The organism is Methylocella sp. (assembly GCA_037200525.1).
In the GTDB taxonomy this organism is placed as follows: domain Bacteria; phylum Pseudomonadota; class Alphaproteobacteria; order Rhizobiales; family Beijerinckiaceae; genus Methylocapsa.
In genome coordinates, this window is record JBBCGG010000001.1 from 972,501 (window position 1) to 998,159 (window position 25,659).

Consider the following 25,659-nt stretch of genomic DNA (forward strand, 5'->3'; position numbering starts at 1 on the left):
CGGCCTGGACGAGCGATCCTGAAGCCCGGCGAGCCCCTCGGCCTGAAAACGCGCGAGCCACTTTCTGACAGTCCGCGAGCAGACGCCGGCGGCTCGTGCGGCGGCCTCCGACGTCTGCCCGCTCAACACCGATTGAACCAGATGCTCTCGACCAAGCGGCGTCAAACGGGCATTCTTGTGGATGTTCATCCGGTCCTCCGGGGAATCACTGAAGCGTCGCAACCTCAGCTTCCTAGGTCCGGACCGGATGGACAACCTAGTGAAAGCTCACATCTAGCCAGCTGACCCCTGGGGAAGCCTCGCGCTCGGATACGGTCGTGATGTTTTGCAATTTGCACTACGAAGGCGTATGTTCGTCGCCGGAGATAAACAATGGCCGTCAACGCTGAACGTAAGGAACACCCGATCTCGATGCGCCTCCCCGAGGCCGACATCGCCATGATCGACCGTGCTGCCGGACTGCGCGGCCGCTCCCGCACGGACTTCGTGCGCGAAGCCGCCGTTCGAGCAGCCGAGGACGTCTTGATGGAGAATCGGCTGATCCGCATGAGCGCAGAGGGCTTTGCGGAGTTCATGGCGGTCCTGTCAGCGCCCGCAGCCGCTATTCCCGAAGTGGTCGAATTAGCGAAGCGTCCCGCCCCATGGGAGCCGGGCTACATCGCAAAAAGCTGAGCCTTGAGTCTCTCGGTCCCCGAGCCGCTCACCGCAGCGCACGACGTCTCGGCATTCTCCTGCGGTAGGCCCTCGCTCGACCACTGGCTCAAGACCCGGGCGCTTTCAAACCAGGAGAAGGGCTTCACCGCGCTTCTGGTCGCTCACGAGGAAGGCCGCGTGGTCGGCTTCTATGGTCTCGCGCCGACGGCCGTCGTCCCGAACGCCCTGCCGCGGTCCATCCGAACGGGCCAACCCCCTGATCCAGTGCCGTGCCTATTGCTCGCCCAACTCGCAACGGACCTCGCCTGGGCCGGCCGCGGTATCGGGACCGGCCTGGTGAAACATGCTCTGCAGCGCTGCATCACGGCGGCAAAGCTCGTTGGCGGTCGGGCGCTGCTCGTCAACGCTGTCGATATGGAAGCAGCGGCCTTCTGGCAACGACGAGGATTTCTCCCATCCCGGGATGATCCGCTCATTCTGGTTCGTTCCATCGCCGACATTGCGGCGTCGCTTTGATGATCGAAGCGACAGCAAAATGCAGACTGGGGGTCTGGGATGGGCGATGACAAAGCTGTTTTGGTGGCCGCTCTGGAAAGTGCGGTCAGGGCCTTTCGAGCAGCTTACCCCAATCCGACGCTTCTTGGACCATCGCCGGATCAGACCGTCCTGGAGCCATTGGCCGCGGCAATCGAACAGTGCAAAGCTTACAAGGCAGTTGCTGGCCAGGTGGTGTTCAGTGGCGGATCGGGTCCGGTACTCCACGCTGGTTCGCTCGCGTCCGTTCTGTTCTCTAGAGGCGGTTGGCCGACAGAAAACGTAGCGGGCGCCGTTGACTGGCTGTTAAAGCTTCTGGGAACGCGGAAAGCCACGATATTGGTTAAGGCCGCGATCTGGGGGTTGCAAGTCGATCAGCCAGTGGCGCTCGGCAAAACCGCTCAGCTCACGTCATTCACCGCCTTGTCCAATTCTTACATGAAGGGGCGTATCCAGGAGCGTGCGCGCGCCTGCTACGACGGCTCGGCTTGGATGACGCCGACTTACTATGATTTGCCGGATGCCGCTTATGCGGAGGCAGTGGACGAGTTTCCTTACATCGGAGGCGACGGGGCCGCATTCCAGCGCATGAACGATTTGGAAGAGAGGCTGAAACGACATCGTCCTGATCCTTCAGGCGGCCACCGCAGGTCGTCCGATTGCCGCCGCCTGCTGGTTCGAATTTCTCGACCACGACCTCGAATATGCCGAATGGGAGAACACCTTGTCCTGGCTCCTGCCGGAGGTACATCCTCGCGTCGAGCGCGGCTCTCCCGTCGAAGGCTCCCGGATTCAGTCCAACATCGCCAACTTTGATGCACTGCCTTCGGACCGTCGCGCGGACCTCCTGCGATCCATGGATCGTTTCAGATTGAGCCAGTGTCGGCGGCAACCCATCGATCGCGTGCTCGACCTCACGCTCGCCTTCGAAATCGCCGTCAGCGGTCCTGGCGGCGAACAATCTCCGCCCAGCTACAAGGTGATAGTGTCCGTACAGCGCAAGTTATTGGGGGCGCGTTGCTGGACCGACAGCAAAATCGCGCTTCGATCGCTGAACTTTACAAGCTCAGAAATCAGGCGACCCACGGCGGTCAGTTGAAGTCGAAGGCGGTCGAGACCCTCAACGAGGTGATCGAAGCCAGCAGCGCGATTTATCAGAAGCTGATGGCGCGGCTTCTAACGATCAAGGCCGCGCCGGATTGGCAAGACATCGAGCTAGAGCCCTCGCCGGCTGAGCCATCATGACCGCCAAGCTAGTGGCCGCGTTCTGTTTGATCCGCGAGGAATGCGCTCCGCTTAGCTAGGCGATTCATGGCGCTAGACGACTGACAGCGGCGCTAAGCACCAATATCTATCGCACAAGTTGCGTAGGGATAAACAGTTCGTCGGCAATAGGCTTCCGTGCCGCGAAATCAATCGGCCCGCAGCCTACTTCGCCATTCGGCAGGCGCTTTACGGTCATAACGAACTTTTTCAGCGTGACACTGTTATGGCAAAGCCAGCGCAGCACATGATCACCGCCATCCTTTATCTGAGCATTCTCCTTGCCCAAAGTCTCAATACTGGTGAGGGTCTGAGCGATCGTTCCGGCTGCTATGTCGGCGAGACTGAGAAGGTCGAGATATTCAAACGCTCTCGGCGTAAATGGACGGGCGCCGCCCAGAAAGCTGAACGGCTTCTCGGTGTAGAGCGGCAGAACCCGGTTAAGGACGCCAAGAAGTTTGGTATGCTTCTCTGGAGTCTCTCCGATCGCGTCGTGATCCGTCATCCAAAAAATCTTCTGTCTAGCCTGCCCCAGCAGGGCAACAAGAAAGGCGATGCAGTGTAATACCCGAAAGAGCTTCTCACCGACTCGCGGCGCGACGGAGCCGTAACCAGCTTCCTCCAAAGCGTCGGTCATATGGCGCGTGGTCTCTGCATCGCCAGGCCCGAATAGTGAGGGAATCGTTTTGTCAACAACCAGGGTGAATAGTAGGCCAGAGATATAACTATCGCTTAGCCGCAAATAGGCCGGCAGCATCCGTCGCAACGGACCCCAACGAAAGTCTTTGAACGCAATCTCCTTACCAGGGATACCAGACTTGGCCCGAAGCTTAGCCATCTGCTGCTTGAAAGGGTCCAAAGAACCGAAGGCGCAAACCAGGAAGGAATAAGTGAAGAAACGGCTCGACGAATCCTCGCCGCCATAGTCGCTAAAAATGCCCACCGTTCGATTTGCCAACGCACTGAGATTGGGCAGCAGGAGTTTCCCTTCTGCGTCGCGCGCCTTGAACCCTTGTTCCAGGAAGTGCGCGAGGCCGGGCAACTCCGCCCGATTCTCATCGCGAAGGACGTTCAAATCGGGTGAGCGTAATGTGACGACACGCGCACGTTCAATTAGCCCAGGATCGAAAGTGAACCTCTTAGGGTACATGCCGCTCTCGCTCCTTCAGCAGCCGGCGGATAGAGCCTGAAAATCCCGGACGAAGCCCGCCAAGCACGCGCCGGTGTGAAGCACCCAAGTCATCAACATCCGCCTACGATCGCGAGCGTCCGCTTCGCGTGGGCCAAGACTTCGTCGGAATTGAACGTGGTGTTCGGGTCATGGTGGAACGGCGCCGTGAACTCGTTGATGTCGTCCAGCTCTTGATATTGCGGAAGTAGCGGGTGTGCGGCATCGTCCCGGATGATTTGCAGAATATCGCCCAACCAGTGCCCATCCTGGATTTGGTTGGGGAATCGGTAGCGGATGTACTTCTCCAGGAGTGGCCGCAGCATTGTCCGGATGGGCTTGGCATCCGTCGTGACACCTGCGGCGTACTCGACCACGGTCATGTGATCCTGCAGGTAGCCCTCCTTGACCTCCCGTTCGATGTCCCAGGGCTCAAGGGCGGAGTTGCCCACCGTCCCCGATATCTGCATGGCGACAATGGCGGCGCCATGGATCTTCTGTCGGACCGCATCGAGGAAATATTTGTCGTGGGAGAAGACCAAGACTTGGCTGGCTGTCTCACCTACTCGCACGATCGCCTTCGCCGTCATTTCTCGCCGAAAGTCGTCCAGGCTGGTGAAAGGGTCGTCAAAGACGACAAGCTTATTCTGAAGCTCAGTGTCGCGATTCAGCTGGGCTAGGAAAAAGGCCAAGGCGAAGGTGCTCTTGTCACCCGCGCTCATGGTCGAATCGAACGTGGGCTGATCGCCATCAGCCTTGCTGACGTCGACATCGTTCCCGTCGAACTGCAGGCAGTATTCAGACTGCGGTGTCTTGCCGACGTAGTTCTTGCCGCATTTGGCGAGGCGAAACCCGGCGTTAAACCGGGTCAGGATGGCGTTGATCTCCTTCTCATACGCCCCAAGGATCGCGGCGTCGTAAGTGTCCAACTCGTCCTTCTTGGCGTCCTTATCTTTGACGCATTGATCCTTCTCCGCCGCCAGGGTCTCATAGGCCTTCGCCAGGCCGAGGAACGGTTCGGAATGCCGGGTCTTGACGGCCTTCAATTTGGCCAGAACCGCCTCCGCGGCAGCCTTATCAGCTTTGGCATTCGCTTCCTTTACAGCCGCGATCACCAAGTTCGATTGAACGATAGCGCCGTTGGCCGGATTCAATTCGCCACAGACCAGATCCCAGGCCGCTGCGGCGAAAGTGAACGCTGCCGACGCCGGCGCAATTTCCAACGGGGCCGATATCTTGGCGGTAAGCCAATCCGCAGCGGCCGCGTGAACCGCTTGAACCGTTGCCTCGATCTCGTTGACCCTGGCAGGCGAGGCGAATTTCAGGTCGGCGAACGGCCGCCAGAATTCAGCGTCGCGTTCGGCGTTGGTGAAGCCTTGGTGCGCTTTCAGCGCCGCCGCCTCGCCGAGCTGATCGTCGACCTGCTTCGCCAAGTCGTCGAGCGCGGCCTTGTGCTCGCTGTAGGCTTGGCTGAAGTACCCTTGATAAGCGTTGACGAGATCATTGCCGGCCACGGACGCGCTGCAAAATGGGCACTTGTCGTCCTTAACGTGCTCCAGTCCCACGCTGAGCCACGCCTCGCCACCCGCGTGGAAGCCGTGAGCCGAAATCTGATCTCGGACGCGCGCAGCAGCGTCGGCCGATACCTCCGGCAGGCCCTTCGCCATCAGCACTTCAAAACTGGCCGGCAGGGAGGGCAGAGAGACCGGGATGAGGGCGGCGTGCTTTGCGATGGCATCGGCGCTTTCGACGGCTTTCAGCGTCTTCTCCGCTGCCGCGATCTTCGTGTCGATCCCGGAGTCTTCGGCCAGTTTAAGGAAGGCTTCGAGCGTCATTCCCCTAGGGACATGCTGCTGCAGCACCTTTTTTTCAGCAGTGATCGACGATTGCTTTGCTGTCGCCTGGGCGTCCAGGGCGTCAATCTCTCCGGCTAGCTTGACACCGTTCGGTCCCACGACGACTCGATAGAAGTTGCGCCGATGATCGACGGCGATCTGATGTCCGCCGTGGACGTTGGCGTTGATGAAGTGCTGGTCGAAGATGTGGATGTCCGGGTTAGCCGCGCTCCACGCACCCCCGCCGAACTTGATCGGGCCGGTGTCGAGTAGCAGCTGGACCTGCTGGTCGGCAGCGCTCCCGAAGGTTCTGCGCTTCAGGAGATGAACGGGATCATTCTCTTGCAGCGAACGCAGCATCGCGCACAGGGTGGTCTTTCCTCGGCCGTTTCCGGCGTAGAACAGAGTGTACTTGGCGTATTCTCCCCCGGAGACACCGCCCGCGTTGAAGCGGCCCACCGTCTTGATGCCGGTGATCTTCTTTAGGAACATACTTGTGGCCCCCCGGCTGTATTTGCCTTCACCATAGCAGAACTGTGGTTCGCGCTCCCGGCCGCGCGCTGAGCATCGTCAGGCTCCGAACACGGAGGGCTCGTAGTTTCGCTCGTCCACATATCCGGCCCACGCGCCTGCGCTGAACGAGGGAGAACCGTCCGGCCACCCGGCGGACTGCCAGAGCATGTCCAGCGCTTCATGGACGGCCGGAGCCATCGGCGCCTCCATCCCAGCTAGCTTAACTATCGGAAGGAACACATCTGGCTGGCGAACACGGCGGCCACCCGGCTGGGCTCGCGTCAGCTCGACGTCTTCCATGCCATCGAGGGCGACGATTGCCAGCGCCGGACCGTCGAGATCGAGCGCACTCGCAATTTGCCCCATTCGTTCAAGGGTTCGCACGATCAACGCCTCTAGGCGGCGGCCGTCGATCAGGATTTGAGGATCATCGTCGATCCTGGCCCCGATGGTGGCCTGGTACTCGAGGTAACCGGGGCGGACCAGGCGCATTCGCCATGTTGTCTCGGGATTCAGGTGCGGCTCGGGCTTTCTGGGCATCACACAGCTCCACCACTGCCGCGCATCGCTGTCGTTCTTGACCCGCGCGTGACCGTTTGGCGGAAACCGCAACTGGACGTCAGCGACGTGGCGAGGATCAAGCCGGTTTCCCTGCGTGGCGGCGACTGGCGCCAAGCGCAAGGTAAGGCGCGGCCGGGTGACGATCTCCGGCAGGGCGCCGCGATTGGCGTCCATCGCCAACTCGTTCAACGCGGTCTCGGCAGCGTTTCGCCGAACCTCCTCGGCAGCGACCTGATCTGCCTCGGCTTGAGCGGCGGCCGCGTGGGCGCCGCCGGCGACGCGGATGCGTTCGCGGGCCACGCGCTCGAGAGTGTCGATCATCTTGCTAAGTGCTGTCGCCTTCGCGTTTAGGTCACGGATGGCCTGCTCGGTATTGGGTTGGATACCGATCTCAGCGTCCTGATCGGTCTTCGGCCATCCCATCTTAGGATTTCCACGCATCGCGTAGATTCGCTGCACGACCAGCTCACCGAAAGCATGAGCGGCTTGGCGCACATCCACAAAGGCCGCCTGAACCACGGCGTCATGAAATTCGTAGTCAGCACCGACCCAGTCCTCGTTCATCTCGTGCAGTGGGTCGAGCTTGCCGAGGAGGAACGAGTTGCCGAAGTTGTGCTGGCGCAGGAACTTCTTCAACGCGAGCGGGATCTGGCGATGAAACCGCTGAAGCAGCTCGACGTCATGGGGGTGGGATTCGGCCGGCGCGTCCGCCCGCAAGGAGGCCTTCAGCTTTGGGTCGCCAAAGACGGCGGTCAGGGCACCCTTTAAGTCGCGGATCAACCCGTCCCGCGCGGCCCGTCGTGCGTCACCGCTGGCGTCGTCAGCAAGCTCGAACTGAATTGGCCACCGCGCGTAGCGAAGGTCGAAAGGCAGCTCGTGCGCTTTGGGGTCGCCAAACGCGGTGTTCATCACCGCTATGACTCGCCGCCATCCCAGTGCCCTAAGAGTCCGTTTGACAACTATGGGTGGGTTATCCGGCGGATCAACAAGCCGGCCATAGCGACCTCGATCATGGCGTGAGAGACGTCTATCCGGGCCTCGTAGTCTCGGACGAGACGCCTGTGGCGGGTCATCCATCCGAAGGTCCGTTCGACGACCCATCGTCTCGGCAGAATCACGAATGCGGCCTCGGTACGCCGCACGATCTCGACGGTGAAGTCGAGAAAAGCCGCTTTGTCGAGCAGTCGCTGGCGATCGTAGGCGCTGTCGGCGAACAGGTGTTTGACCCGCGGCCAGCGTTTTTGGATGGCCTCAAGAACGGCTTGCGCGCCTGTGCTGTCGGCGATATCGGCCGTGGTGAGATTGACCATCAGCAGACGTCCGTCGGCGTCGACCGCGATATGGCGTTTGCGCCCGACGATCTTCTTGGCGCCGTCGAACCCGCGTGTTCCCTGCGGCGCCGGGGCTTTGACGGACTGGCTGTCGAGCACCGCCGCGCTCGGTTCGGCGTTGCGGCCCGTCCGCGCGCGGTCGATCATCAAGGCGACATCGTGAAGGGTGCGAAACATCAGACGCCGGGTCAGGCGGCGAAACCACCAGTACACCGTCTGCCAGGGCGGGAAGTGAACCGGCAGCATCCGCCACTCACATCCCGACCGCACCAGATACCGGATGGCGTTCAAAACTTCGCGCAGGTCTGTCCGTCGGGGGCTTCCGGTCGCTCCCGCCTTCGGCAGAAACGGCTCGACCGAAGACCATTCCTCATCAGTCAGGTCGCTCGGATAGCGCTTCGTCTTCTTCTCAATCTTGGCCATTCGGCCACGGCTCTTGGCTGTCCACATCGAAAGCGTGAATCATAACCAAAGAACCATGTCAAAGTTGTCAAACAGACTCTAAGCGCATAACCATGCTCGATGCAGACATTGGGGTTGGGCGCCTTCTTCCCTCCAATCCGCTCGGCAACGTAGGTTAGGTCTGCCAGGAAGACGGCGGCCTCATCGATCTTGGCGAAGATCGTCTCCATGATCGGCGGCGAGCCGGGGACGTCGCGGGTGTCGCGATCGACCTTGATCTCGCGATCGGCAAGATCTACATCGGCGTCCGCCCGCAGCTCGCCGATCGCTCGCTCAAGACAGGACTCCACGAAGTTCCTTCCCAGTCGGTTCGGCGTGTCGCTCTGCCAAGAAAAGAAGACGTGCTGCGGCATGATCTAATGCCGCCGATCGTCGTGGGTCTCGAACAGGAACATCGCCAGCGTGCCAGCGGCGCCCACCGCCAGACGCGCATGACGAGGTTTGAGACCTTTCGCGCGCCCGTCTTGGCCATGGCCCGATCCGTAGAAGTTTTGCATCTCGCCGAGTCCGGCGACGGTCGCGCCAAGGCTCCGAAGCGTCTTCTTGATCGCATCGGCGCCTTTGGCCTCGTTGGGCACGGCGTCCGGAACGAGCTTCAGCGCCTTGGTGGCGGCCTTCACCAAATCGCCAAGATCAAGGGTAAGATAGATCGTCGAGATCCCCATCGACGTGCCGAACGTGATGATCCGGGTCGCCTGGCGGGCGGGCGCGATCATGTAAAGGAAGCGGCCAAGGGCCGGCGAGATGGCAAGAAAATTATCGGCACTGCTACGATAGATCGTCCGGTAGTTTTCCCGTTCCTCGGCGATCATTTTCGCGGCCGCTTGCTCCAGTGTCGTGCCGGAGGCCTCAATGTCCGCCATCGTTGCCGTGAGGAAAGCGCGATCCGCGGCTTGGGCGTCCTGGCGGAGCTTGTCCAGGATTTGGGCGACACGGCCAATCCTCAACGAATTCACCCCATTTCCCTTCGCATTCTCGAGGCGAACGGGCCTCGATTGATCCCACCCGAGGATATGGCATCGCGGAATTTGGCGCCATTAGGAAACCCTGCCAAAATGTTATTCGAATTTGCCAGTCGGCTCAGGCATCTGGAGCGGACCTGCCCATTCTGAGCGCCACTTCCGACTGGATAGATCCCGATACTGTGCCTCGTCCGGTCGTCACCTTCGGCGCCGCGATGGCCGAGATCGGCAAGATCGAGCTGGACTTCCACCGGCACGTGACGGGGCAGGTCCTGTTCGTGCAGCGGGGCGCGCTGAGTTGCGAGGTCGAAGGTGGTCTGTGGATTGTGCCGCCCCGCAGCGCCATGTGGATACCTGATGGGGCGCTTCACGCCATCAAAGCGACGGGTACGCTCGAAGGCTTCGCTGCCTTCATCGCTTCGGCTGACAGCCGGGGCCTGCCCGAGGTCTGCTGCGCGGTATCGGTAACCCCCTGCTGCGCGAGCTCCTGGTCCGCTCCGCGCACCTCCCCGCGCTTTATGAAGAAGGCGGCGCGAACTCGCGTCCGGTCGCGGTGCTTCTCGATCAGCTGGCGGCGGCGCAGGTCGAAGACCTTCATCTGCCGATGCCGGCCGACTCACGTCTCCGCAAGATGGTCGATCTGATGAAGACCGCGCCGGCAGATCGGGGAAGGTTGGGTGTCTGGGCGAAGCGGGCAGGTTTGAGCGAGTGGACTCTGGCGCGGTCGATCAGCCGGGAAACCGGCATGAGTTTCGGTCGCTGGTGGCGGCAGCTCTGCGTCATCCTTGCCGTCAAGTGGCTGTCCGGTGGCGCATTAAAGGACGTCTCAGTTGCGCGGGCAGGATTGAACTGGCCCGGCTAGCGTCCAGCACCGGATCGCAAAACCGCCTTGGCGGCGGCAAGGCGGTGGTCGCTGCCATCCAAACGGCCTTGGAACGGCCTGACAGGCACGCCCAAGCCGCACCCAGCTTTCGCTGAACTGGTTACATAGTGCTTACATTTTTTGACCGCAAAAGTGTAAGCACCAAAAGCGAGAGGCCGCCACGCGGCGACCAAATCATAACGCTCTGATTTCCTTAAAGTAAATTTGGAGCGGGCGAATGGATTCGAACCCTCGACCCCAACTTTGGCGAGGTTGTGCTCTGGCCAGAATGCGCCATTTCATAAGGCTGCGGTAGAAACTTCAATGGCTCTTGAGACGCCGCCTCACATTGCCGGGCGTCAGAGAACCCCTTTTATTGACGAGCGGCGCCTTTCACGATCTCGGCGTATTGTAGCGCCGCCTGGACGCTGCTTGCGCGGTTGTAGTGCTCTTCCGTTACCCTTCGGTCGGTATGTTGCAGGACGGCGCTGGCGAGGTTCGGGTTGTCTCCGGCGTAGGCATAAATCGCGGAAGCTGCGCAGGCCCGAAAGAGATGGGGGCTGACTTCGACGCCGAGCGTCAATAGAGTGGTCGCGGTTATCGCTAGCTCGACGCTGGAATAGCTCATGCGCTCGCCTGAGTTCGACGACAACCAAAGCGGGCCCGCGGCTGCGTCCAGCGTCTCGGCGGAGGACAATGCGGCGTCTTCGCCGTTGGCGAGCAAATGCCCGATATCAGACATTGCGCCATTCTCCCTTCTCGCAACCGCCCTCAGCACAGGACGGTGGATCAAAAGATACGAAGCGATCGCGGCGTCGAGGTCGCGCGGCACGCGGCGTTCGTCCGGCCGACCGCTTTTGGTGTGCTTGCGATCGAGCACAATCCACCACCGCGACCAAATTCTGCGAAAACTGGTCTGCAGATCGAGGGCGACGAAGTTCTTAAGACGGATCGGACAGAGCGCAAGAAGGGCGATCATCACGCCGTTGCGGACCTGCCGGGCTCGGCGCAGCGGCGTGAGGGCCGGGTCGTCGTTCGCCTCTTGCACGAGAGCGAGCCCGGCTTCAACGAGGCGATCAGGATCAACGACGCGATGGCTTTTTGAGAGGGGCTGCATCACCAAGGCAAGGTCCTTCTCAATCTCCCCGAGCCACGCAAAGTCTCGTGCGGGGTTAAGCAATTCGGAGGCCCGACGCACCTTATATATCGTACCGGCGAGAGTGACCGAGCCGATCCGCGATCGGAGCTCCTCTAGAAAACGCTCAATGTGGTCGGGGGTCACCTGCCCAGCGGCCGCAGCGTCCGGTTCAAAGCGACCGGTCCGCATCAGATGATCGACAAAATAACCATAACGGCGGGCGAGATCGCCCTGCGTAATGCGAGCCAGATGCGCGCCGGCGCCGCCCTTGCGGAGGCGAACGCCCGGCGCGATCGCGCGCGCCCAGGCTGCGCGGTCAGCAATCGACCATTCGGCGATCGGCGCTGAGCGGATTTGCGGCGCTTGAGGACGGCGCGGCGGAGAGGCGGCTAGACGTCCTTCTCCGCCAGAGGGTTGATCTGACGCTAGTTTATGCATCGTCTTCCTCCTCGGCGCGCCGAGCGCGCAGATTGCGGACGAGATCGCCATAGACCTCGCTGGCGTGCGTGGTTTCCAGACCGATATAATTGCGGATCGTGACTTGTACGGTGCGGTGGCCGAGAAGCAGGCGGACGAGCTCGTAGTTACCCGGTTGGTGTTTTAGGATGATCGCCGCCGACAAATGGCGGAACTGGTGAACGGTGAGGCGAAGGCCGATCGATTTCTCGATGCAGGCGGTGATCTGACCGCTCAGCGTCGCAAGACATTTGTGATCGTCCCGTTCACCCGGAAACAGCCACAAACCATCCGCTTGGTCGACGAGAGCGGGGCGATAGTTGAACAGATAGTCGTCGATCAGCGCCGTCAGTTCGGCGTCCAGAGGAAAGTCGAGGTTCACGCGGTTCTTAACGTCATAGCCCGGGAAAACGAGCCGGTAAGGCGCTTTCGGGCCGCCGCTGCGAATGAGATTTTCGCCGATGCGAATTTGCCCGAGGTTGGCGCGGCGAATCGGAGCGACGTTCAGAATACCGATCGCTGCCGCCATCTGAGCCCGCACCGCCGCCTTGACCGGAGAGGAATATGACGCCTCTTTGGCCTGATCCATGAGAAGGCGCGGCAGATGGTGCAGCGCGCGCCAGGCGTCGCTTTGCATAAAGGTTCGGATGGCGGCCAAATTTTTGTCCGTCATCGCCGCGGGACTATGGTGTTCGAGTTCGGAACGCATGTCGTCGAGCGCTTCAAACTCATCCTCAGACAAACACTGGGCGTTCCGCGCGAGGCTGACGAAAAGCCGAGCCAGGTCAATGGTGAAAATTGACGGCTGCTCGCCGCTCTTTTCCCAATAGGCGTCGAGAATGCGGCGGCTAACGTCTGGATGCAAAAGAGAGGCGAGCGACGTCAGTTGCTCCATGCCGACGCCGATTCGCGTCGCCGTGCGCATCGCCGCCTCGAGCATGGCGCGGCGACCGCGGATCGTCGTTGCTTTGGCCGGGCGCAGCCGCCTGCCTTTGGAAGTCTTGCGGACGCGCGTGAGAGAGGTCAAATAGGCTTCGATGTCGTCGCGCAATCCGATCGGATATTCCGCCCAAGGCGGGAACGCTTCGCATTGTCGAGACGGGGGCTCGACCAGAAATCGGCTTGGCCATCCGGCAACGGTTCGAGCGCGATCGTTCCAATGATGCGCCAATACTCGCCGCGCCGCCGCGTCCGCAGAGAGCGATGTCGTGCGCAGGCGATAAGCAAAGAAAGCGTCGATGACCGCTTCGTCGACGCAGTCCGGCGAGATATCTCGCCCTGAGCAGTATCGCATCAGCGACGCTAGGCGCGTCCGTTGAGGCGAACTCGGGCACTCATCGTACAACGCCCGCCATTCCGGCGTCAGCGGGGCTCCGCGCGCTGGCGTCTGCTTTTCTTTGTGCATCCAGGCCAGCGCGGCGCGCACATTCGATGCGTGATTACTCAGCGTTTTCTGGGTTACTCCAAGTCGAACGGCTTTCAATTGGCTGATTTGAATGCGAACAGCCGACCACCGCGCCGGAATCAAAACCATTGGCCGGTCGAGGACGGCGGCTATTCGGCGCAGCGAGCAGGGCCAGTGTCGCCTCAGGTCGTCCGACAAATCTGGATCGCCGGCGATCGCGATGACGGCGTCCTCGAAAGAGGGCTCTATCAAAGCGACTGCGGAGCCGAGCGAACTTGCGGCAACGGAAGCCAGGGGACTGAGATCGTTCATTAGGGGAGCCTCGTCGAGCGCCGGAGTTCATTTGGGTGGATTGGGTATCATATGGAAGTAAATTAGGATTACGTCAAGCGTTTACTGGCTTTATGTAAGAGTATATACGATCCTAATCTTAGTTCTTCTTGTGTCATCCTGTAGTATTTTGATGTATAAGGATGGAAATTCATCCCTGCTCAATTGCAAAGGGCGCGAGAGCCCGAACTGGTCCCTCGCGCCCTTGGATGGCGCATGATCTCCAATCAATATTCGCTGGTCGATCCGCACATCCGCGCCTTGATGAACTCGCGCAGGCTCGAATCCGGATATCGAACCGAGCGTCCGATTTTCACGAACCTCGGACCCTTTCCAGACAATCTCGCCTTCGCCAGCCATGATGATGAAAGGTTGAGGGCTTTCGCCGCGTCTTTCGGATGCAAAAGGGAATCGGCGCTGCTCGCCTTTGTTAACGGTTCCATGAGACCTTTCTTTCGTCTGTCTGCCATGAACGAAGGATCTCATAGGGCTCGCCGCAAAATTTCGGTTTGTTGCCGCAAAACAAAAATCGGCGGGGACGCGGCCCTGCAAAAGGTTGACCGCTTATGACGTGCTGGCCCTGACTGAAAGACTGACGGGTTCGCGCCGAATATCGGGGCGCCAAGCGGTCAATCGCCAAACGTCATGCGAAGGCTGCCGATCTGTTCGAAAATAGAGGAGGGGATCGCACTTGGCGCCGCGCCCGAAAAAATCCGCGTCAGGAGAGGATAGATCCCTGCTTAGCGGGCGCCGCGTTGAGCTTTTTTTCGTCGTTGAAAGCGCCGATCGCCAGTCTGGTCGAAGAGATCATCGAGCCCGCGGGTCACTGTATCTTCGCTGACGTTTTGCGCCAATCCACCGTGAACGTTCACAAGCCGCGTCAGCGCCTTGAGCGACATCGTGGGATTCCATTTTCCGGCTTCGATTGTTTTTTTGATGACGCCGATCATCTCCGGGCGCAGCGTCGGACGTCCTGATTTCTTAGCGTCGCCGGACGTCAGGTGCTTTCTGCGTGTTCGCAAAACAAAGCGTGTAAGAGCCGCCACTTCTTTCTCGCGGAATGCGATGACGGCATCGGCCCATTGCGGGCCAAACCATTTTGTCACCTGTCCGTAGAGTCGGTTTGAAGGGCGAAGGAAATGGAAATTGCCTCCTCGTGGGCTCCTGAGCAAGGGAATTTCCTTGAGGTCCTCGGGGTCAAGCCTAACGATTTTGCGAGAATTACCGCCAATGCCCACCACTCTCAGTCGTCCGGCGTCTGCCGCCCGCCAGATTTCTGAGATGGCCGCGTCCGACGCTTGTCCATCACGCACGTTCAGTCCGGATTGTCGAAGCGTCGCGACCAATTCCCCGTCCTCGACGCCCATATAGAGCGATTTGGCGATCATCTCCGCCGCTTCGTCAAGCGTGACGAATCCGATTGGAATAATCGCGGTCATGCAGCGCTTCTGGTTTGTAAGACTTCACTATCGCCGCGGCGCAGGAAGAACTCGCCGTTTCCCGACTCTCTGCCACAATTCTTTGTGCCGCTACAAAAGCTTAAGCGGAATAGCGATGCTGACGCAATCGACTTGAGGCGAGCTATTCAGTTGCCGCAGCTGGACCACACCGCCAGTCGACGCAAGGAGCGACAACGTCGTCGACAGGTTGTCGGGCACGAGGTCGACGCCGACTTGCTCTGCGTTGGTGTCAATCGCCAGCACGAAGGCGGAGCTGAAATAGGGGTCATGACGCTTCGACGCCCGCTGCAGCATCGTAACAGATCGGTCGAGCGTTAAATAGGAGCCGGTGGCGGAGGCCCGCCGGCTCTTTAAATCTGCCAGGATTATTGAATCAGTCCTAGCAGCTTCTGTCCGGCCGGGCTCGAAAGCTCTGCCGCATCCAGAGTGCCATCGTTGTCTGGGTCGGCTTTCTTGAATGCCGCTTCGATCTGCGCCGCATATTCGGCCTTGTCGACTGTGCCGTCTTTATCAGGATCGGCGCTAGTGAAGTCTGTCAGGACGGGTCCCGCCTCTTTGGCGTCAAGGGTGCCGTCGCGATCGGGATCAAGCTCTGCAAACTTCTTGGCGCCGGCGGCCTGCGCTTCGGCGAGGCTGACAGTGCCATCACTGTCAGGATCAAGTAGCTTCATATTCGCTGTGGCGGAAAAGGCGGGAAGCGCGAGCAAGGAGGCGCTCAGCGCCAAGATGGAAATGTAAGCGGCATTCTTTCGCAACACGATAATCTCCAATCTTTTTTCTTGGAGATTATAGCATAACACCTAATTTATAAGGAGTTAATCCCTACATAAGCGAATTACTCAGGAATTTTTCTATAAATACATGAATTTTTACACGTTTCGCAACGGCAGCCTCTTCGTCTACCAATTTTTGCGCAGCCGTTGCCCAGGAAACAATGACGCCAGCGGCTAGTTATCCAGCCCGTCGCGATCCAAGCGCCGTTCCCAGGCGGTTTGCCAGCCTCACTTTTTCATATGTCGGGGGTCCAGATTAGCTCCCCGCAGTATAGGTATTTATCTAAGTTCGCCTGGACATAGAGAAGTCAGCTGTGATTAAACCCTAACACGAATAGAATTATTGTACTTGCGCTTTTTAATCTTAAACGTAATGTTACGTTGGTTATGTCAAGCTGAGAGTTAAGCAGTAATAGAGCGCCTCGTGGGCGCGAGCGTCATCGCCGCATGTCAAGATGAAGTATATTTCGACGATGCGGAGCGGCGAGTGAATAGCGCCCTCGCAACTCGAATTTGCAAGCAGGTTCTGAAGGCGAGGATTGTCTTGCGCCAATCTATCGCCCTCAGTTCGTAGAGCCCCACGCGCTCCTCCGGCTGAGCATCCCCAACGTGGCGGCGGCCCGGCGCGGAATTGGGCAGATTCCGCGCCGGGCGCATTTTTCCGATGCAATGGATAGGGTTGAATCCTGTCTAGCAGGACGTTGAGAAGGAGTTCCGACGAAACTGTGATGCCGCGCGCCGACGTATCTAAGATCCCCGAGCCAGAAACGGCCCTCGAAGACCAAGCGATTTCCGTCAACCCCGCAGCTAGAATGGATGCCCGGTTCGCCTTCGGGCGACCGCCCTCCACACCGCGCCGAAAAAACACGGTCGTGCGCGGTTTGATGTGCAGCATAGCGCGAGCGCGACTTTTTATCTTCCAATCGATTCGATATCGGATTCTTGGGGTCGCAACATGTATCACCGTCGTGGTCTATGCGGCGATTTCCGGCATCCTCATCGTTCATGCGCGCACTGCAACGCGCATAGAAATTACGCGTGCACTTGACGCGACTGAGCAACTGGTCGTCGACGCCGCCGATCAAGGCGGCGGCCGTGAAGGCGCGTTCATCAAAGAGCTTGCGCGCGGCCTCGTTGCACCGCGTCACGTAGCGATTTCAGTGCTAGATCACGACGGAAAGCCGGTGCTCTTCGCCAATCCGGCTCCGACTGCCGATAGGCTCCCAAGCGACTGGGACCCAGCGCCCGGATGGTTCTATCGTTTGATCGCAGCGAAGTCGAATGTTCGTTCGGTGGTGGTGCATCAAGATGGAGCTGTTGTCGGAACTATCGTTCTTGCTAGCCGTCCGGACGATGAAATTGCCGAGGCCTGGGCAAACTTTCGATCCTTCGCAGGAATTGGAGCGATTGGCATTGCGTCGATTTTGCTGATTCTTGGCGCTGCCCTTGGTGAATTGCTGGCCCCTCTCACTAAAGTTTCCCAAGGCCTGGAGACGCTGGAAGCGGCAGAATACGCTGTTCGCCTTCCGCGCTCGTCAGTGAAGGAGCTCGATGTCATTTCATCGCGCTTCAATGCGCTCGCGAGCGCATTGGCGACGGCCCGAAAAGAAAACACGCGGCTTGGTTGTGACCTCGTATCGCTGCAAGATGAAGAGCGGCGGCATTTGGCTATGGAGCTCCACGACGAATTTGGTCCATGCCTATTTGGAATCAAGGTCTATACAGACTCCCTGGAGTTCCTTGTTGCTTCACAGGCACCTGCGCTCGCGTCGCGCGTCAAAGATAGGACGCTGGAAATCATGGCGGTCGTCGATAGACTCAACGCCATCAATCGATCGATCATGAGGCGCCTTCGTCCGATGGCGCTAGGAAAAATGCCGCTCTCTGATTTGCTGTCCGATCTCGCCGACGATTTTCGATCCAAGGCGCCAAATGTTTCGGTCGTATTGTCTTTCGCGACGTCGCGCCCGAGTTTTGGGGAAAGAACTGATCTGACGGTTTATCGATGCGTGCAGGAGGGCATCGCCAATGCGCTGAAACATGCAGATCCGCGCGTCGTGGAAGTATCGGTTCTGGAGCACTCCGTTGACTCTTTGGTGGTCGAAATTTGCGATGATGGAGTCGGCCTCGCGCCTGATGCGCGGCAGGGATATGGCCTAACTGGCATGCGGGATCGCGTGAAGGCGATCGGCGGCAGCATCAAGTTCGATCGCGCCCTCCGCGGCGGCACGGCAGTGTCCATTTGCCTGCCATTGCGTCTCGAAAATGATTGCGCTCCAGAATCGCCTGAAGTGGGACAAAAAAAGGAATGACGCAAGTTCTTGTTATTGACGATCATCCGATTGTTCTGCAGGGGTGCCGACGCGTGCTCGAGGACCTCGGCATTTCGGACGTGCGCGACGCCAGCACTCTGGCTGCGGGCCATCGATCCCTTAGCAAGGCGACGCCCGATCTCGTCATTCTTGATTTAGGCATGCAGGGGCGAAGCCTTGGCGGCATTGCGCTGATCGAGCAGATCCGACGAGAGCAGCAAAAATGCGCGGTTCTCGTGTTCAGCATGCATAGCGATCCGAGCATCGTACGAAGCGCGTTCAACGCGGGCGCGAATGGATACCTTCTAAAGGACACAACCCCAGCCGAGTTGAGGGAAGCGATCAAAAAAGTGCTGAGCGGACGAACCCATCTGGCGCATGCTTTGGCGCTGGAGCTGGCATTGCCCGGAACCGGCAAACAGTCGGATCAGTTGCAAAAACTTACATCGCGCGAGCTCCAAGTTCTTTCTCTTCTCGCCGAGGGCCATCAATACGGGTCGATCGCGACGATGCTGGGCGTCAGCTACAAGACCGTCGCTAACGGCGTCACGCAGATCAAAGCTAAACTAGGGGTGACGACGCTGCCGCAGCTTATCCGAATCGCGGTGAAATCAATGCAATCCCCCACATGATGGAGTGACCTATGTTATATGGCTCAAGGCTGCGAAGACCCTGTGATCGCAAAGGCTCGCGGTCCATCTCCGACCCGGAGACGGTTCAACTCGCGGCGCTGCCGAAGATCAATGACGGATACGTCGCCGGAAAACCAATTTGCGACATAGGCCAGTCCGTTTGCAGCGCAAAGCACGCCCTCGGGATAACGACCGACATCCACGGTGGCGACGACGGCAAGGCTCCGCGCGTCAATAATCGACGCTGTGTCGGAATGTTGATTGGCGACCACAACTGTCTTTCCGTCGGGCGTCACTGCGATGCCATAAGGCATCGCGCCGACGCGAATCCGCGCAATCGATTGCATCGTCTGCGTATCGATGACAGCGAGATCCGAGCTTTGCGCATTCGCCACATAGAGCCGCTTATCGTCGGGAGAAAGCGCTAGCGCGAAGGGCGCGGTCCCGGTTGCGACCGAAGCGATAACTCGCATGGCGGCGGCATCGACGATGCTGACGGCGCCGCTGTCTCTATCCGCCACATAAAGGCGAGCCCCGTCCGCCGCGACTGCCAGGCCGGCGGGGTAACGCCCGACGGCCGCCCCCGCCATTAGGGCGCCAGTCTTGGCGTCAAGTTGCGTGACGACGCCACGGTTCCAGTCATCCACGTACAGAAAGCGCCCATGCGGATCCGCAGCGATCCCGAACGGCGTCCCAGGATAAGAGAATGTCTTGACGACGCGGCGCGCATCGGCGTCGATGACGCTGATCGCGCTATGGTCTGGATGCGTAACGTAGATGAATTTGCCGTCGGCGGAGGGCGCTATCATGGCGGGAGCGTCCGGCGCCGATATTCTGGATGATACCTCGCCGGCTGCAATATCGATTTGCGCTACGGTGCCGTCATCTTGGCTGACGACATAGAGGTAGGAGCCTGCGCCGGCCATAGCGCAATGGGCGACGGCGTCGATGCAGATGACAAGGCAAAGCCATATCCACCGGACGCCGCGCATCGGTTACTTCGCCTCTAGCTTCTTTTTCAGTCCATCAAGCCCCGTCCTGAAGAAATTGGTCATGGCTTCCCGTCCCGCCGCGTCGCTGAGATTATCCGGTGGTTCATTGCCAGTGTCGCCGCGGTAGAAGCGCCCATACCATTCGACCTCGCTTTGGTTTCCGTTCGCTGGACGGACTACCAAAGTGGCCGAGTATGAACTGACGGGCAGCGCGTCGAGATCTGGAGTCAACATTCTGTAAGTATAGGTCATCTTGGTCGGATCATATTCGTCGACCTCTTCTGTAAGCGTCTTTCCGCTCTGGAAGGTCAATACTCGCTTGGCGTTCGACCCCTCGCTCTTCGTCACAAAGGGGTCCCAGTTCGAAATGCCCGCGAAGTCGCCCACAACCGCCCAGACGGTTTGAGGATCGGCCGCGATTGTGACGGTCTCGTCGACTTTTTGCGGCGTCGGTCCGTGCGCGCTAGCAGGCAGTGCGGCCGCCGCCGCGATCGTGGCGATGAAAAAGCGTCTCATGCAGCAACTCTCCAATGTGGTTCTTTAGAATCGATTTGACGGCGGGTTTTCCGGCGTCTGACGCCCCGTTCGAAAAGCGGCGCGAAACCATAAACGGCGACGAGCGCAGCCAGGGCGAAAGCCGCCAAAACAGGACGCAAGTCGAGCGTGCTCGGCGTTGGATGCGGGGTCGCCGTCGCTGACAGCGCATCGACGAGGCCGGCCGCGTCGACAAGATGCGTATAAGCAAGCCCCGTCTTGGCGCCGAGCTCCTTAAGATAGGCTTCGCGAACCGATGACAGGTGCTCGTTGCCGACTGCCTTTACCCCGCCGAAGGGCGCGTTGCGTGGATTGTAGCCCTCGCGCGTCGATGCGTCGGGAGGCGGCAGGCCAAAGCGATTGTCTTGGGCGACATCGTCCGGGCCATAGAAACCGATCTCGCGGCCTGCGTCGTCGAGCTTTGGAATTGGCGAAAGGGAATATCCGCCGACGCCGACGATCAATCCCTTCACAGCGCCGGGTTTGCCTTCAAAGGCGGGACCACCGCTCCAGGAGAGGGGGGGCGCTTCCTGTCCATCGGTCAGGAACGCAAGGTCGCTGTCGAGATCGCGGGCCAAGTTTATGGCGCTATATAGGCCCTCGGCGATATGGCTGTCCCCTTCCCAGGCCATCCGCCAATCGAGCGCGGCCAACGCCGCATTGACCGGCGCAAAATTCTCGCAGACATCGACCGGATCAAAGAGCAGGAAAGCGCGGCGCTCGGTGAAGATCCCAAGACCGACAGTCGATGGGCATGGCAGCGCCGCTATGGCCTGCCGCATGACTCGCCTCACAGCGTCGAGCCGACTTTCGGGTTTGCCGTCCAACGCGTAGTCGCGCGTGTTCATGCTGCCGGTGACGTCGGCGATCACAAGAACCCGGTAGGAAGTACCTATCCGCGCCACATGCGGAGCCGCAAGCGTGGCGAGCAACAGGCAAAGAGCGAGCATCAAAAGCCAGAGGCGAGGATCACGCAATGTCCTGCGACTCATGGCAGACCTTCCGGTTTGCCGGGCACTTCGGTCCACAGCTTCTTCGGATTGAGCGGCTCGTGATTCTCCTCGCCCGCACCGCCCGAGGGAAAGTCTCGGATCAGACGGTCGGCGACGTCAGTATTATATTTGGCGTCCCAATCGGTGGGATCGAGCCGCAATGCACGGCGATAGTCTTGTCGCGCAAGGCTGACGAGCGGAATCGCCGGTTCGATTTTGCTTCTGACTATATCCTCCATGGCGATGCGCAAACGCGCGTTCGCCAGATTGTAATGCAGGGCGGCGCGAAGCTTCGGCGAACCCCTTTGGTCGACGGCTTCCGCAAACGGTTCGGCTTCGTCGAGGCGATCATGTTCGAGCAGGAAGGTTGCGCGCGCGAAAGCAACGGGCGCTGCGGCGTCGACAGCGACGAAGATGTCTTTTCCCGCCGCCAGTGCGGCAATGGTGCGGTTGCGCAGCCAGTCCGTGGTCAGCATCGCGCCAGAGATAAATAACGCAATCGCGCACGCTGCCGCGATCGCGATCAACAACGGCCCTTTGGCGCGTCCCCAATAGCGGCGCGCGCGATTGAGCATCTCGTTCATGGCGCGGCGCTTCTGCGGTGACGCGGGGATCATGAGGCCGCTCCATGTCGGGTTCTATCGGCTCGAGTCAACCCCACCTCGGCGAGCTTGGCCAGAACCAGAAGAAGCATGGCCGTCGCGGCGATCATATAGGGCGCTTCCGAAATGTCTTGGCGCGGGATGCGCTCGACATATCGGATTGGATTGGTCTCCAGCCGTCCGATCTCAGCGAGGGCGTCTGCGATCGCCTGCGGGCTCTCGGCTTCAAACGCCCGATATGGGATCTTGAGGCTCTTGAAGAAAAGATCGAGGTGGCGTTCGGGCATCTCCTGTGGCGTGTCCGCCACTCCTGGGCCGGGCAGATCGGAAATGCCGGAGCTGTTGGCCGTACGCAAGAAAAGCCAGTAGATGTGGGCATTGTCCTTGGCGATGGCGGACCGCAATGCATCTTGCGTACGCCGGTCGATGACCGCGGCTCCATCCGACACGAAGAGGACGACGCGCGACGCAATTGGCGTGCCTTCCTCGAACATCCCCAGAGCCATGGCGAGGCCGCGGCCGACATCCGTGAGAGCTAACGCCGGACGACCAATCGCGTCGATCGCCGCGAGTATCGCGTCGCGATGCTCCGTGATCGGAATGACGAACATCGGCAAAGTGGAAAAGGCGACCATGCCGTACTCGTCATGCGGGCGCTCGAGTACGAAATCCTTGAGGATGCGTCGCGCCGCTATCGATTTAGATGTTTCGCCTCCGGTCGGAGCCCTGCCGGCGAAGGTTTCGTCCATGCTCTCGCTACGGTCGATCAACAACACCACATGGGCGCCCCTGCCGATGCGCTCGATGGTTCGCTCAAGCCGATAAGGTCCAGCGAGGCCGAGAACGATGGCTCCAATCGCCGTGACCGCTGCGAGCCGGAGGCCAATATCGACAATTCGAGAAATGAGGTCATCAGGCGCTTCAGCAAGCGATGGAAATAGAACGCGCTGGAACGGCGACGCAAAGAATGGAAGCAGGGCGAGGGGGAGAAGCCAGAGAACGGCCGGCGTGGCGAATGCGTAGTTCATGCCGCTCGCCTTTCCGCCGCCGCCAGTCCGTCTCCAAAGGCGACAAGCATTTCTGGCGGGAAGTTTTTGGCCGCCTCTGTCGGATTTGCCCTAAAGAAGGCCTGGCGCGAACTCTGAAAAAACAGATTGAAGTCGGCGGCGAGGCTTTTGAACTGCGGATGCCGATCGAGAAAGACCGGCACATCGTCCGCAAGAACGCGTTGGCCGGCGGCGGCGTCGACGGCGCGGTGAAGGATCAGCAGTGCGGGGAGATAGGCTCCCTCCCCGTCCTTGCGCAAGATGCGGCGAACCAACTGCGCGGCTGCGCTGAAGGGGCGGCCGGGACGCTTCCGGAAAGGCGGCCATGCGCGATCATACGTCAGAGCAAGGGCAGTGAGGAATGTCGCGAGCGCGAAGGCGGCGGTCCATGCGCCGAGCGGCCGGAGATCAATCTGATGCGCGGGGGCGTCGGGCCGCAAATACTCTGCCGGATCTGCGACCGGAGGAGGCTCGACTTCGCGCAGCGGCGAGACGCCGAAGGACCAAGCGTCGATCGTGGCCGTAGCCATCTGCTGGCCATTCATGAAGGTGAGGCTGAATTGCGGAATCTCGAGCCGGCGCGGGTCTAGCGCTACGTAAAACAGCTGATAAGTGAGGTCCAGGCGGTAACGCCTTCCCCTCGCAAACGACGATTGACCAAGCTTAACCTCGCGCAGCTCGAGCCAATAGGTCACCGGGCCGATCTTCGGCAGCGACCCATCTTCCAAATGGAAGGCGGGATCGACGGTGACGTCGACCGTCCGCTGAATTATATCGCCGACGAAATACCCGAACGGCCGAGGCGAGTAGGCTTCAATCGATCGCACCTGCGCAGCTGCAATCGCCATCAGAACGAAGTAGAATAGCGCTCCAGCGACTCCGCCTCGCATAACCGCCTCAGGCGCCGAGTAAATGGCGGGAAAGGCGATCCACATCGAGCCGATCCACGATCGAGAACGGCGTCCGCCCATAAAACGAGAACATGCGACGGAGAGCCTCCCGACGTTCAGCCGCCTCCGTCCGCCATTTGTCCCGCAACGCCGGGCGCATCGCAACAAGCCGATTGCGCCCGCTCTCAAGATCGCGCAGCGACAGAAGACCCCATGATGGTAGATTCTCCTCCTCCGCGGAATCGGCGATTATGATTGGCGCTAGATCATGGCGCGCAAGACCGGCGAGAGCCGCCTCTATCGCTGTTAGCGGCAGATGAAAATCCGAAATGAGGAACACAAGCTTTCGTAGTCCGGAGATCAGCTCGCCGGCCTTGGCGAGCCCTGCAGCGCTGCGGCCGGTGGGGACGAACTCGGCGAAGCGGCGGGATGTTTCCACATCAAGGCCGCGGCGGCGGGTCGCTGGAATGAAGAAATCGTCGCGGATCTTGTCGTCGCAACCGATGAGGCCAAAGGCATCGCCAAAGCGCCTCGCCGAGCCGGCCAGAGCGACGCAAAGATCGGCCGCGATGTCGATCTTGCGGGCGTTGCCTTCAAACGCCATCGATCCGGAGAGATCGACGACAGCGTAAACCGCGATGGCCGTCCGCTGTTCGAAACGGCGTACGTAGACTGTCTCGAAAGGATCGCGAAGCGTGGCGCGAAGGTTAATGCGGCGCGCATCGGGCTGCTGCAGAAATGTGACGTCATCGCGAAAAATGCCTGCGCCTCCAACGTCGCGCCCGCGATGAGCGCCGATGATCGGGCCTTCGGCGCGCCCGCGCGGACGATAGGTGATTTCTTGCGCCGGCATCATGGCGCTGGGACGCTGGCGAAGGCCGCCCGACACAGATCGCGAACGATCGCATCGCGGCGGAGCTCGTAGATCGGATCGAGAAAGATCCGATGCGCCATGGTTTCCACAAAGACTTCGCGAATGTCTTCTGGCACGACCATGTCCCGATCTTCGAGCCAAGCGCGTACGCGAGCGGCTTGCACCAGAAAACTCAAGCCGCGAGGGCTCGCTCCGCCTTGAACGAGGCGGCGCATGTCGATGTCGCCGACCTCGATGCCGGCCTCAGCGGGTCGGCGCAGGGCTGACCATAGATCGAGCACATATCGTTGGAGGCTGTCGCTTGTGCGAACGCTCCTCTGGATCAAGCGCCCGATCTCGCCAAGCTTTCGATAATCCAGCACTCCTTCTTTGACGGAAGCGACGAGCGCATCAATGTCGTGGTAGCGCGGTTCAAAGATAAGCTGGCGTCGAACCTCAAGGTCGGCGGGAGTCTCGATCCCAATTTCCATGAAGAAACGGTCGCGCGCCGCAGCGGGCAGTTCGAACGTCTCCTCTTTCTCAACGCGATTTCGATCGGCAAAAATGACGAGATGCGGAAAGGCGTATTCCTTATTGAAGGCGGAGACGCTGCGCTCCGCCATTAACCTCAGCAGCAAGGAATGAACCTGTGGGCGAGCTCGATTGATCTCGTTGAAAAAAAAGATCGACAAGTCATCGCCTTGGCGAAGAACCGGACCTGGTTCGACGCGCGGCCGACCATCCTCACTCAGAAACGTTTGATAGATGAGATCGCTGGGCATCAGGTCGATCGCGCCTTCGACGCGCTCATAGGCGCCTCCGATCGCGCGAGCGACGCTCCGCAGAAGAGTTGTCTTGCCGACGCCCACATCTCCTTCGAGCAGAACATGGCCGCGCGCAAAAGTGGATATGGTCACGAGACGGATTGCGCGCTTTTGGCCGAGGACCGCTTTGTTCACCTCACTCTCAAACTGCAGCGCTCCGACGCGCCAGTCGGCAAGGGTTGCGTCGGCGCTTTTCTCTAGTTCCATCGTCAAGGAAATGCCTTGCTTGTGCATTGGTGGCGCTGCCGACAGCGCGGTCGCTCTCGATCGGAGCG

The 25,659-nt window shown here is 60.0% G+C and carries 29 protein-coding genes (1 of these 29 cut by a window edge); 7 read left to right on the forward strand and 22 right to left on the reverse strand.

Annotation, left to right across the window (positions count from 1 at the left end):
* Positions 1–189, reverse strand: the 5' portion of a protein-coding gene (locus tag WDN46_04470; GenBank protein MEJ0092695.1) for an IS481 family transposase. 765 nt of this gene lie to the left of the window's left edge; only the first 189 of its 954 coding nucleotides appear in the window; it begins with the start codon at positions 187–189; its stop codon lies beyond the left edge, outside the window.
* A gap of 183 nt (positions 190–372) precedes the next feature.
* On the opposite strand from WDN46_04470, the gene WDN46_04475 reads away from it, so the two are divergent.
* The 4 genes from WDN46_04475 (at position 373) to WDN46_04490 (ending at position 2,433) form a co-directional block, all read left to right on the forward strand.
* Positions 373–672: a DUF1778 domain-containing protein gene (locus WDN46_04475; GenBank protein ID MEJ0092696.1), complete on the forward strand. Its 300-nt coding sequence runs from the start codon at positions 373–375 to the stop codon at positions 670–672.
* A 3-nt stretch (positions 673–675) separates the two neighbouring features.
* Entirely contained in the window at positions 676–1,170 is a 495-nt protein-coding gene (locus WDN46_04480; protein MEJ0092697.1) for a GNAT family N-acetyltransferase, read from the forward strand.
* A gap of 39 nt (positions 1,171–1,209) precedes the next feature.
* Entirely contained in the window at positions 1,210–2,004 is a 795-nt protein-coding gene (locus WDN46_04485) for a hypothetical protein (GenBank protein ID MEJ0092698.1), read from the forward strand.
* Between the two features lie 201 nt (positions 2,005–2,205).
* The gene (locus WDN46_04490; protein MEJ0092699.1) at positions 2,206–2,433 is read left to right on the forward strand and encodes a hypothetical protein; all 228 of its coding nucleotides are present in this window, start codon (positions 2,206–2,208) and stop codon (positions 2,431–2,433) included.
* 106 nt (positions 2,434–2,539) lie between these two features.
* On the opposite strand, the gene WDN46_04495 is transcribed toward WDN46_04490, so the two are convergent.
* The 7 genes from WDN46_04495 to WDN46_04525 all read right to left on the reverse strand — a co-directional run bounded on the left by WDN46_04495 (position 2,540) and on the right by WDN46_04525 (position 9,881).
* Positions 2,540–3,493: a hypothetical protein gene (locus WDN46_04495; GenBank protein ID MEJ0092700.1), complete on the reverse strand. Its 954-nt coding sequence runs from the start codon at positions 3,491–3,493 to the stop codon at positions 2,540–2,542.
* Positions 3,494–3,693: 200 nt separating this feature from the next.
* Positions 3,694–5,946 carry an AAA family ATPase gene (locus tag WDN46_04500; protein ID MEJ0092701.1) on the reverse strand — a complete coding sequence of 751 codons (2,253 nt, stop codon included), beginning with the start codon at positions 5,944–5,946 and terminating at the stop codon, positions 3,694–3,696.
* Between the two features lie 78 nt (positions 5,947–6,024).
* Positions 6,025–7,437, reverse strand: a complete 1,413-nt coding sequence (locus WDN46_04505; protein ID MEJ0092702.1) for a hypothetical protein — start codon at positions 7,435–7,437, stop codon at positions 6,025–6,027.
* A gap of 50 nt (positions 7,438–7,487) precedes the next feature.
* Entirely contained in the window at positions 7,488–8,309 is an 822-nt protein-coding gene (locus WDN46_04510; GenBank protein MEJ0092703.1) for an IS5 family transposase, read from the reverse strand.
* Entirely contained in the window at positions 8,237–8,611 is a 375-nt protein-coding gene (locus WDN46_04515; protein ID MEJ0092704.1) for a hypothetical protein, read from the reverse strand. Before WDN46_04515 ends, WDN46_04510 begins: the two co-directional genes overlap by 73 nt.
* 66 nt (positions 8,612–8,677) lie before the next feature.
* Complete coding sequence (locus WDN46_04520; protein MEJ0092705.1) at positions 8,678–9,277, reverse strand: abortive infection family protein; 600 nt, start codon at positions 9,275–9,277, stop codon at positions 8,678–8,680.
* Between the two features lie 373 nt (positions 9,278–9,650).
* Positions 9,651–9,881, reverse strand: coding sequence for a hypothetical protein (locus tag WDN46_04525; GenBank protein ID MEJ0092706.1), 231 nt, complete (start codon positions 9,879–9,881; stop codon positions 9,651–9,653).
* 33 nt (positions 9,882–9,914) lie between these two features.
* Here WDN46_04525 and WDN46_04530 point away from each other — a divergent pair, with 33 nt between their 5' ends.
* Positions 9,915–10,145, forward strand: coding sequence for an AraC family transcriptional regulator (locus WDN46_04530; GenBank protein ID MEJ0092707.1), 231 nt, complete (start codon positions 9,915–9,917; stop codon positions 10,143–10,145).
* Positions 10,146–10,518: 373 nt separating this feature from the next.
* Here the strand turns inward: WDN46_04530 and WDN46_04535 are convergent, their stop codons facing one another.
* From WDN46_04535 to WDN46_04560, 6 genes are all read right to left on the reverse strand, one after another.
* Complete coding sequence (locus tag WDN46_04535; GenBank protein MEJ0092708.1) at positions 10,519–11,721, reverse strand: site-specific integrase; 1,203 nt, start codon at positions 11,719–11,721, stop codon at positions 10,519–10,521.
* Entirely contained in the window at positions 11,714–13,456 is a 1,743-nt protein-coding gene (locus WDN46_04540) for a tyrosine-type recombinase/integrase (protein ID MEJ0092709.1), read from the reverse strand. Before WDN46_04540 ends, WDN46_04535 begins: the two co-directional genes overlap by 8 nt.
* Positions 13,457–13,701: 245 nt before the next feature.
* The gene (locus WDN46_04545; protein ID MEJ0092710.1) at positions 13,702–13,944 is read right to left on the reverse strand and encodes a helix-turn-helix domain-containing protein; all 243 of its coding nucleotides are present in this window, start codon (positions 13,942–13,944) and stop codon (positions 13,702–13,704) included.
* A 270-nt stretch (positions 13,945–14,214) separates the two neighbouring features.
* Complete coding sequence (locus WDN46_04550) at positions 14,215–14,913, reverse strand: hypothetical protein (GenBank protein MEJ0092711.1); 699 nt, start codon at positions 14,911–14,913, stop codon at positions 14,215–14,217.
* A gap of 90 nt (positions 14,914–15,003) precedes the next feature.
* The gene (locus tag WDN46_04555; protein ID MEJ0092712.1) at positions 15,004–15,228 is read right to left on the reverse strand and encodes a hypothetical protein; all 225 of its coding nucleotides are present in this window, start codon (positions 15,226–15,228) and stop codon (positions 15,004–15,006) included.
* A 71-nt stretch (positions 15,229–15,299) separates the two neighbouring features.
* The gene (locus WDN46_04560; GenBank protein MEJ0092713.1) at positions 15,300–15,692 is read right to left on the reverse strand and encodes an EF-hand domain-containing protein; all 393 of its coding nucleotides are present in this window, start codon (positions 15,690–15,692) and stop codon (positions 15,300–15,302) included.
* Between the two features lie 983 nt (positions 15,693–16,675).
* On the opposite strand from WDN46_04560, the gene WDN46_04565 reads away from it, so the two are divergent.
* Positions 16,676–18,019: an ATP-binding protein gene (locus WDN46_04565; protein MEJ0092714.1), complete on the forward strand. Its 1,344-nt coding sequence runs from the start codon at positions 16,676–16,678 to the stop codon at positions 18,017–18,019.
* Positions 18,016–18,651, forward strand: a complete 636-nt coding sequence (locus WDN46_04570; GenBank protein MEJ0092715.1) for a response regulator transcription factor — start codon at positions 18,016–18,018, stop codon at positions 18,649–18,651. Before WDN46_04565 ends, WDN46_04570 begins: the two co-directional genes overlap by 4 nt.
* 23 nt (positions 18,652–18,674) lie before the next feature.
* On the opposite strand, the gene WDN46_04575 is transcribed toward WDN46_04570, so the two are convergent.
* From WDN46_04575 to WDN46_04610, 8 genes are read right to left on the reverse strand one after another with little or no spacing between them, the layout of a single operon-like run.
* Entirely contained in the window at positions 18,675–19,643 is a 969-nt protein-coding gene (locus tag WDN46_04575) for a YncE family protein (protein ID MEJ0092716.1), read from the reverse strand.
* A 3-nt stretch (positions 19,644–19,646) separates the two neighbouring features.
* Positions 19,647–20,159, reverse strand: a complete 513-nt coding sequence (locus tag WDN46_04580) for an SRPBCC family protein (protein ID MEJ0092717.1) — start codon at positions 20,157–20,159, stop codon at positions 19,647–19,649.
* Positions 20,156–21,169 carry a vWA domain-containing protein gene (locus WDN46_04585; protein ID MEJ0092718.1) on the reverse strand — a complete coding sequence of 338 codons (1,014 nt, stop codon included), beginning with the start codon at positions 21,167–21,169 and terminating at the stop codon, positions 20,156–20,158. Before WDN46_04585 ends, WDN46_04580 begins: the two co-directional genes overlap by 4 nt.
* A complete protein-coding gene (locus tag WDN46_04590; GenBank protein MEJ0092719.1) occupies positions 21,166–21,786 on the reverse strand; it encodes an MxaK protein in 621 nt (206 codons plus the stop codon). The genes WDN46_04585 and WDN46_04590 overlap by 4 nt, the downstream gene beginning before the upstream one ends.
* Positions 21,783–22,799 carry a vWA domain-containing protein gene (locus WDN46_04595; GenBank protein MEJ0092720.1) on the reverse strand — a complete coding sequence of 339 codons (1,017 nt, stop codon included), beginning with the start codon at positions 22,797–22,799 and terminating at the stop codon, positions 21,783–21,785. The genes WDN46_04590 and WDN46_04595 overlap by 4 nt, the downstream gene beginning before the upstream one ends.
* Positions 22,796–23,752, reverse strand: coding sequence for a nonribosomal peptide synthetase MxaA (locus tag WDN46_04600; protein ID MEJ0092721.1), 957 nt, complete (start codon positions 23,750–23,752; stop codon positions 22,796–22,798). The genes WDN46_04595 and WDN46_04600 overlap by 4 nt, the downstream gene beginning before the upstream one ends.
* Entirely contained in the window at positions 23,715–24,596 is an 882-nt protein-coding gene (locus WDN46_04605) for a DUF58 domain-containing protein (GenBank protein ID MEJ0092722.1), read from the reverse strand. Before WDN46_04605 ends, WDN46_04600 begins: the two co-directional genes overlap by 38 nt.
* Positions 24,560–25,591 (reverse strand): MoxR family ATPase, encoded by a 1,032-nt coding sequence (locus WDN46_04610; protein ID MEJ0092723.1) that lies wholly within the window; start codon positions 25,589–25,591, stop codon positions 24,560–24,562. The genes WDN46_04605 and WDN46_04610 overlap by 37 nt, the downstream gene beginning before the upstream one ends.
* Positions 25,592–25,659: the final 68 nt, after the last annotated feature.

Coding starts and splice junctions, on each gene's coding strand:
- WDN46_04570 (MEJ0092715.1), top strand. CDS start 18,016: ATGACGCAAGTTCTTGTTATTGACGATCATCCGATTGTTCTGCAGGGG.
- WDN46_04530 (MEJ0092707.1), top strand. CDS start 9,915: ATGGTCGATCTGATGAAGACCGCGCCGGCAGATCGGGGAAGGTTGGGT.
- WDN46_04475 (MEJ0092696.1), top strand. CDS start 373: ATGGCCGTCAACGCTGAACGTAAGGAACACCCGATCTCGATGCGCCTC.
- WDN46_04600 (MEJ0092721.1), bottom strand. CDS start 23,752: ATGTGGATCGCCTTTCCCGCCATTTACTCGGCGCCTGAGGCGGTTATG.
- WDN46_04585 (MEJ0092718.1), bottom strand. CDS start 21,169: ATGAGTCGCAGGACATTGCGTGATCCTCGCCTCTGGCTTTTGATGCTC.
- WDN46_04575 (MEJ0092716.1), bottom strand. CDS start 19,643: ATGCGCGGCGTCCGGTGGATATGGCTTTGCCTTGTCATCTGCATCGAC.
- WDN46_04555 (MEJ0092712.1), bottom strand. CDS start 15,228: ATGCTGCAGCGGGCGTCGAAGCGTCATGACCCCTATTTCAGCTCCGCC.
- WDN46_04545 (MEJ0092710.1), bottom strand. CDS start 13,944: ATGGCAGACAGACGAAAGAAAGGTCTCATGGAACCGTTAACAAAGGCG.
- WDN46_04510 (MEJ0092703.1), bottom strand. CDS start 8,309: ATGTGGACAGCCAAGAGCCGTGGCCGAATGGCCAAGATTGAGAAGAAG.
- WDN46_04540 (MEJ0092709.1), bottom strand. CDS start 13,456: ATGAACGATCTCAGTCCCCTGGCTTCCGTTGCCGCAAGTTCGCTCGGC.
- WDN46_04595 (MEJ0092720.1), bottom strand. CDS start 22,799: ATGAACTACGCATTCGCCACGCCGGCCGTTCTCTGGCTTCTCCCCCTC.
- WDN46_04535 (MEJ0092708.1), bottom strand. CDS start 11,721: ATGCATAAACTAGCGTCAGATCAACCCTCTGGCGGAGAAGGACGTCTA.
- WDN46_04505 (MEJ0092702.1), bottom strand. CDS start 7,437: ATGAACACCGCGTTTGGCGACCCCAAAGCGCACGAGCTGCCTTTCGAC.
- WDN46_04580 (MEJ0092717.1), bottom strand. CDS start 20,159: ATGAGACGCTTTTTCATCGCCACGATCGCGGCGGCGGCCGCACTGCCT.
- WDN46_04590 (MEJ0092719.1), bottom strand. CDS start 21,786: ATGATCCCCGCGTCACCGCAGAAGCGCCGCGCCATGAACGAGATGCTC.
- WDN46_04610 (MEJ0092723.1), bottom strand. CDS start 25,591: ATGGAACTAGAGAAAAGCGCCGACGCAACCCTTGCCGACTGGCGCGTC.
- WDN46_04485 (MEJ0092698.1), top strand. CDS start 1,210: ATGGGCGATGACAAAGCTGTTTTGGTGGCCGCTCTGGAAAGTGCGGTC.
- WDN46_04550 (MEJ0092711.1), bottom strand. CDS start 14,913: ATGACCGCGATTATTCCAATCGGATTCGTCACGCTTGACGAAGCGGCG.
- WDN46_04500 (MEJ0092701.1), bottom strand. CDS start 5,946: ATGTTCCTAAAGAAGATCACCGGCATCAAGACGGTGGGCCGCTTCAAC.
- WDN46_04525 (MEJ0092706.1), bottom strand. CDS start 9,881: ATGAAGGTCTTCGACCTGCGCCGCCGCCAGCTGATCGAGAAGCACCGC.